The 6,065-nt window shown below is 72.1% G+C and carries 10 protein-coding genes; 5 read left to right on the forward strand and 5 right to left on the reverse strand.

Going from position 1 to position 6,065, the window contains the following annotated elements; all coding sequences use genetic code 11:
- Nucleotides 1-321: tetraacyldisaccharide 4'-kinase (locus ACT6XY_RS22060; protein WP_444750456.1), on the forward strand; the 321-nt coding region annotated here is incomplete at its 5' end.
- On the opposite strand, the gene ACT6XY_RS22065 is transcribed toward ACT6XY_RS22060, so the two are convergent.
- The 3 genes from ACT6XY_RS22065 to lspA all read right to left on the reverse strand — a co-directional run bounded on the left by ACT6XY_RS22065 (nucleotide 299) and on the right by lspA (nucleotide 1,847).
- Entirely contained in the window at nucleotides 299-538 is a 240-nt protein-coding gene (locus tag ACT6XY_RS22065; RefSeq protein WP_444750457.1) for a DUF2093 domain-containing protein, read from the reverse strand. The two genes, ACT6XY_RS22060 and ACT6XY_RS22065, sit on opposite strands and share 23 nt — an antisense overlap.
- Before the next feature lie 17 nt (nucleotides 539-555).
- Nucleotides 556-1,236 (reverse strand): hypothetical protein, encoded by a 681-nt coding sequence (locus ACT6XY_RS22070; RefSeq protein WP_444750458.1) that lies wholly within the window; start codon nucleotides 1,234-1,236, stop codon nucleotides 556-558.
- Nucleotides 1,237-1,337: 101 nt separating this feature from the next.
- Nucleotides 1,338-1,847, reverse strand: a complete 510-nt coding sequence (lspA, locus tag ACT6XY_RS22075) for a signal peptidase II (RefSeq protein WP_444750459.1) — start codon at nucleotides 1,845-1,847, stop codon at nucleotides 1,338-1,340.
- A 127-nt stretch (nucleotides 1,848-1,974) separates the two neighbouring features.
- On the opposite strand from lspA, the gene ACT6XY_RS22080 reads away from it, so the two are divergent.
- Entirely contained in the window at nucleotides 1,975-2,562 is a 588-nt protein-coding gene (locus tag ACT6XY_RS22080) for a histidine phosphatase family protein (protein WP_444750460.1), read from the forward strand.
- 4 nt (nucleotides 2,563-2,566) lie between these two features.
- Here ACT6XY_RS22080 and ACT6XY_RS22085 read toward each other — a convergent pair whose 3' ends face one another.
- Nucleotides 2,567-2,845 (reverse strand): hypothetical protein, encoded by a 279-nt coding sequence (locus ACT6XY_RS22085; RefSeq protein ID WP_444750461.1) that lies wholly within the window; start codon nucleotides 2,843-2,845, stop codon nucleotides 2,567-2,569.
- 115 nt (nucleotides 2,846-2,960) lie between these two features.
- Nucleotides 2,961-3,446 carry a DUF721 domain-containing protein gene (locus ACT6XY_RS22090; RefSeq protein ID WP_444750462.1) on the reverse strand — a complete coding sequence of 162 codons (486 nt, stop codon included), beginning with the start codon at nucleotides 3,444-3,446 and terminating at the stop codon, nucleotides 2,961-2,963.
- A gap of 75 nt (nucleotides 3,447-3,521) precedes the next feature.
- Between ACT6XY_RS22090 and mutY the strand changes: the two genes are divergently transcribed.
- The 3 genes from mutY to ACT6XY_RS22105 all read left to right on the forward strand — a co-directional run bounded on the left by mutY (nucleotide 3,522) and on the right by ACT6XY_RS22105 (nucleotide 6,027).
- Entirely contained in the window at nucleotides 3,522-4,610 is a 1,089-nt protein-coding gene (gene mutY / locus ACT6XY_RS22095; RefSeq protein ID WP_444750463.1) for an A/G-specific adenine glycosylase, read from the forward strand.
- Nucleotides 4,611-4,735: 125 nt separating this feature from the next.
- Nucleotides 4,736-5,398: a PAQR family membrane homeostasis protein TrhA gene (gene trhA, locus ACT6XY_RS22100; RefSeq protein WP_444750464.1), complete on the forward strand. Its 663-nt coding sequence runs from the start codon at nucleotides 4,736-4,738 to the stop codon at nucleotides 5,396-5,398.
- 14 nt (nucleotides 5,399-5,412) lie between these two features.
- On the forward strand, nucleotides 5,413-6,027 hold the full coding sequence (locus ACT6XY_RS22105; RefSeq protein ID WP_444750465.1) for a LysE family translocator: 615 nt from the start codon (nucleotides 5,413-5,415) through the stop codon (nucleotides 6,025-6,027).
- Nucleotides 6,028-6,065 lie beyond the last annotated feature (38 nt).

Genomic DNA, 6,065 nt, shown 5'->3' on the forward strand with positions numbered 1-6,065 from the left:
GTTCTCGCCTTCTGCGGCATCGGCCGGCCGGCCAAATTCGCCGAGACCCTCGGCGCGGCCGGCGCCCGCAACGCGGTGCTGCGGCCCTTCCCCGACCACCACGCCTATGGCGACGAGGACGCGGAGCGGCTGCTGGCGGAGGCGACGCGGACGGGCCTGCCGCTCGTCGCCACCGAAAAGGATCAGGTGAAGCTCAAGGGGTCGCCCGCGCTCGACCGGCTGGCGGCGGCGACGCGGGTGGTTCCGGTGAAGCTGCAGGTGGAGGAGGAGGCCGTCATGCTGGCGCTCCTCGACCGGGTCATCGCGGCACGAAGGTCTTGAACCGCTCGGGATGCAGGCGCTCCAGCACCGCGGGCGGGCCCGAATAGGCCTCCTGCCGGGCAACGCTCCAGTATTTCAGGTCGTCGAGAGCGATGGGCTGGCCGGTGACGGCGCAGCGCACGAAGGTGCCCGGGCGCACGATGCGGAAATCGGCGTCCAGGTAGCGCAGCTCGGCCTCGCCGTCGCCGGGGCGGCCGGAGGTCAGGCGGTTGAGCATCGCGAGGGGCTCCGTGCTCAGGTCCCCGGACCCGCCGGGTCCTGGCCCGTCGAACGGCGGGCATTGGGCGCCTGCGGGTCGTCGGGACGGCGGCCGACCGGGCCGTAGGGTGCGTCGGGAGAAGCGGTGCGATAGCCCGGCGGCGGCTCGACCAGGCGGCGGCGCGCAGGCTCGCCGGGGAAGGGCACGACCTGGTCGCGCGAGGACGAGCCGAACAGCGAGCCGACCTGCGACCAGATCGGCGCCACGCGCATCTCGTCGACGGTGGCCGGGCCGGAAATCTGCGCCTGCGAGCGATCGCGGGTCGTGTCGACCAGCCCGCCGCCGAACCAGCCGCCCTGGCGGGAGCGCAGCTCGCCGTTGGTCATGGTGCGGCCGAACTCGTCGCGCTGGATCGGCGTGCGCTCGGCAAGGCCTGCGGCCCGGGCCCGCGCCACGTCCGGATCGTTGGGCCAGTTGGGATTGCGCGCGGCGGCCGAATCCTGCGGCGGCGGCAGGGCGTTGCCGCGCGGCAGGACGAGGGGCGCCCGCTCGCGATAGTCGATGGGAGGCCGCGCCGTCTCGACGAGGCCGAGGCCGCTGAGCAGGCCGCCCATGATGTTGGCTTCGAAGCCCGGTCCGTCGCCCTGCTGGGCGAAAGCGCCGGTTCCGGCGACGGTGAGGGCCGTGGCGAGGAGCGCAGTGCGGATGCGCGTCATGTCCGTCATCCCCTGAAAGAGCCCGGCTGAAGGTGGAAGCCCGGCCTTGAATGGACCCGGCGCCGTCGGCGCCGCTGTACGGCCGGTTCTATCCATCAGGATCATGCCGATTTCGAGGCACCCGGCCGGCCGCCGAAGAGGGACTCATACAGAAGCAGGCCCACGCCCGCAACGATGCCGACATCGGCGAGGTTGAACACGTACCACTGGAACTGCCAGGTGGCGGTGGTGATGTGGAAGGCGAAGAAGTCCGCCACCGCGCCGTAGAGAACCCTGTCGAGGCCGTTGCCCACCGCTCCGCCAGCGATGAGGCCGAGCGCCACCGCCGTCATCGGGCTCTCGGCGCGCCACAGCCACCAGCCGATCAGGGCGACCGCGGCGACCTTGAACAGCACCAGCGCCCATTGGCCCAGGACGCTGTCCTGCTGGAACATGCCGAAGGAGACGCCGTAGTTCCACGCCATGACGAGGTCGAGCACCGGCAGGACGGTGATCGTCTGGCCGGAGGTGATCCCCACCACCTGGAGCATGAAGACCTTGAAGGCCTGGTCGACGACGAGGGTGGCGACGAGGGCGATGAGGCCGGAGCGAAGGTAGGGCGAAGGGGTCAAGGGCGCGTCATCCGGTGGCGGTCCCGCCGGAGGTGGCGCGTCCGGCGGGGCGGGTCAAGCACTTATCCTCGACATCCGCGCCGCGAGCCGCCATAGGAACGTCGTCGCCAGCCCCCATCGTGCAGCCATGACCCACAAGCTCTATTTCGTCCGCCACGGCGAGACCGACTGGAACGCCGAGGGGCGGCTCCAGGGCCAGCGCGACATTCCCCTGAACGACGTCGGCCGCGTCCAGGCCGAGGAGGTCGGCGCCATCCTCGCCCGGCTGGAGCCGCGCTTCGATGACCTCGCCTACTGGTCGAGCCCGCTCTCCCGCACCCGCGAGACCATGGAGCTGATGCGAACCCGCCTCGGGCTGCATCCGCCGGCCTACCGCATGGACGACCGGCTGAAGGAGCTCTCCTTCGGCGCCTGGGAGGGCCTGACCTGGCCGGAAGTGGAGGCGCATTCGCCGGCCATCGCCGCCTCCCGCCTCGCCGACAAGTGGCACACCAAGCCGCCCGAGGGCGAAAACTACGAGGACATCGCCACCCGCCTCGGCGCCTTCGTCGCCACCCTCGAAAGGCCGAGCGTCATCGTCTCCCACGGCGGCGTCGGCCGCACGCTCATGGCGCTGCGCGGCACGATGGACCGGGTCCGCGCCTCCGAGGTTTTCGTGCGCCAGGGTGTCGTCTACGTCTTCGAGGGCGACCGCTTCACGGTCGAGGGGCCGTGACGGCTCAGTAGCCGCCGAGGATGCCCCAGAGGCTGCGCGCCGTGGGCAGCGGGCGCCGGCCGTTGGGCCGGTCCCAGGGGCACTGGTACTGGCTGGAGGCCACCGTGTCGTCCATCCGCGCCGGGAAGCATTTCGGCCGCGTGCCGGGGGCCAGCGTGCCGCGGCTCTGATGGACGAGCAGGACCCGGTCGCGGGTCTCGTCCTCGAGCCCGGAGCTGCGCGCCCAGACCGCGGGTGCGGTCGCAATGAGGGCGGTGAAGGCCAGAACGGCGATGCGGGTCATGGCGGCTCCTGCGAATGATCGTGCCGGCGGGCCGGCTCCAAGCCGGTTCCCGCATCGACAACGCCTCACATAGCAGACCGGCTCCGTGGCGTCATTGCGGCGGCGGGCCGACGTCTCACTTCAGGCCGCCGACGGCCCGGCCGAATCGGGCGATGACGGACCGCAGGGCCTCGTCCTCGAAGCCGGCGAGCGCCGCCTTCAGCCGCGCCTCGTCGGCAGGCGGCCGCGGCGCCTCCCGCGGCTTCGGCTTTGCCGTGAGCGGGATCTGGGTCAGCCGCACGGCGGCGACGCAGCGCCAGCCCATGAAGGCATTGACCCGTTCGACGATGACCGGGGTCATGTGCTGGATCTCCAGCGCGAAGGGCGCCTCCACGCGGATATGGAGCGTCCCCGGCTCCGGCTCGCCGATCCCCTGCGGCCGGCGTGGCCAGGCGATTTTCACCGGCGCGGAGCGGCGGGCAAGGTCCGCGCCGACGATCTCGTCCCAACGCGTCACCACCTCCGTCGAGGCGAAGCCGGCCTGCTGCAGCGCCTGCCCGATGGGGGCGGCGGCGATGTCGGCGAGGGGCCGCGGGCCTTTGGGACGGTAGGGCGATTTCATCGAGGCTGTGGGTTCTTGGGCGCCGGGACTGGAGGTGGCGTTGCGGCGGCGCCCGTGCTGGGCGAGGGTCCACCGATGACGCGCGCCACCATAGCACGGACGAAGCCCGCACAGGAGAGCGCAGCGCCGGCCGCGGCACTGCTCGCCTGGTACGACCGCCACCGCCGCCGCCTGCCCTGGCGCGCGCTGCCCGGGGAGCCGGTGGACCCCTATCGCGTCTGGCTGTCGGAGATCATGCTGCAGCAGACCACGGTGAAGGCGGTGGCGCCCTATTTCGCCGCCTTCCTCGACCGCTGGCCGACGGTCACCGACCTCGCGGCGGCACCTGTCGAGGAGGTCATGAAGGCCTGGGCCGGGCTTGGCTACTATTCCCGCGCCCGCAACCTTCATGCCTGCGCCATCGCCGTGACGCGCGACCACGGCGGCCGTTTTCCCGCCGATCTCGCGGGCCTGCGCGCCCTGCCGGGCATCGGCGACTACACCGCCGCCGCCGTCGGCGCCATCGCCTTCGACCTGCCCGCACCCGTCGTCGACGGCAATGTCGAGCGGGTGGTGACACGGCTCGAGACGGTCGACGACCCCCTGCCGGGGGCGAAACCCCTGATCCGGGCGCTGGTGGCCGACATGCTCGACCCCGCCCGTCCCGGCGACTTCGCACAGGCCACGATGGACCTCGGCGCCACCATCTGCACCCCGCGCAGGCCCGCCTGCGCGCTCTGTCCGCTGCGCCCCTTCTGCGCCGCCGCCGCCGAGGGCACCCAGGAATCCTACCCGCGGAAGGCGCCGAAGAAGACCGGGACGCTGCGCCGCGGCGCCGCCTTCGTCGTGGTCCGCGCCGACGGCGCCCTGCTGGTCGGCACCCGTCCGCCGAAGGGACTTCTCGGCGGCATGACCGAGGTGCCCGGCTCGGAGTGGTCCTCCACCTTCGAAGAGGCCGGGGCGCTGGCGGCGGCGCCGCTGGCGCTCGCCTTCCGCCGGCTGCCTGGGGTCGTCACCCACGTCTTCACCCACTTCCCCCTCGAACTCGCGGTCTTCCGGGCCGAGGCGCCGCAGGACATGCCACCCGCGCCGGGGCTGCGCTGGATCGCGGCGGGCGAGATCGCCGGCGAAGCCTTTCCCTCGGTGATGCGCAAGGTGATCGCCCACGCCCTGCCGGGCTGGTGACGCGTGCGGGCTTGACCTCGGCCCGCCGAGCGGCATGCTGGCCGGCCCGGGACGGGAAGGAACCACCGCGGCGCGGCGGACTTCCAGAGGAGCACCCGGGATTCGAACGAGAGGATGTCGCCGGAATGACCGATGGCCGGCCGCAGGGGATGACCTGGCACTACGACCGCGCCGAGATGGTCGCCGACGGCGTCATCCACGTGCTCGGCGCCATCTTCGCCCTCTTCGCGGCGGGCGCGCTGATCGGCGTCGCCCTGTACCGGGCGGAGCTCGCCACCATCTCGTCCCTGGCGGTCTATGCCGCGAGCCTCGTCGCGGTCATCGGCTGCTCGGCCGCCTACAACATGTGGCCGGTCTCGCGCACCAAGTGGATCCTGCGCCGCTTCGACCACGCCGCCATCTTCATGCTGATCGCCGGCACCTACACGCCCTTCATGGTGCATGTCGCGACGCCCACCGCCCACGCCATGCTGGCAGGCGTCTGGATCGCCGGTTTCGCCGGGGCGGCGTTGAAGCTCTTCGCGCCCGGCCGCTACGACCGCGTCACCGTCTTCCTCTACCTCGCCATCGCCTGGAGCGGCGTCGTCGTCGCCCACCAGGTCTTCGCCGTGCTGCCGACGGCGGCCATCGTGCTGCTGGTTGTGGGCGGGCTCATCTATTCGGCGGGGGTCGTCTTCCATCTCTGGCATTCGCTGCGGTTCCAGAACGCCATCTGGCACGGCTTCGTTCTCGTCGCCGCGGGTTGCCAGTATGTGGCGGTGCTGAACGGCGTGCTGCTGAGCGCCTGATCGGAAACCACGCGATGACCCTCTCCGGCTTTCTCCTCTTCTGCGGCGTCTACGCCATGGCGACCTTCTCGCCGGGCCCGGCAGTGGCGGCCATCGTGGCGCGCACCCTGGCGGTGGGGCTGAGGCGCACCGCGCCCTTCATCCTCGGCATCGTCGCCGGCGACCTCGTCTGGTTCGCCCTCGTCGCCCTCGGCCTCGCGGCGCTTGCCCAGAACGCCCAGCCGCTGTTCCTGGCGATCAAGTTTGCCGGCGTGGGGTATTTGCTCTGGCTCGCCTGGAAGCTGTGGACGGCGCCCGCCGCCGCACCCCGGGAATCGCCGGCCGCCCGCGGCGAGGGCTGGAAGCTCTTCCTCGGCGGCCTCGCGCTGACCATGGGCAATGCCAAGGTGATGGTCTTCTTCGTCTCGATCCTGCCGCTGGTGGTCGATCTCGGCGCCCTGACGCCCCTGCTCGCGCTGGAGCTCGCCGTGGTGATGATGGCGATCCTCTCCACCGCCATGTGGACCTATGCGCTGGCCGCCGCCCGCGCCCGCCGCTTCATCGCCAGCCCGCGCGCCATGCGCCTCGTCAACCGCGGCACGGGCGCGGTGATGGCCGGCGCCGCCGTGGCCGTCGCGGCACGGGGGTAGGGCCCGTCAACGCGTCATGCCCGGGCTTGTCCCGGGCA

Origin of the sequence: Phreatobacter sp., from assembly GCF_052440005.1 — a bacterium.
In the GTDB taxonomy this organism is placed as follows: domain Bacteria; phylum Pseudomonadota; class Alphaproteobacteria; order Rhizobiales; family Phreatobacteraceae; genus Phreatobacter.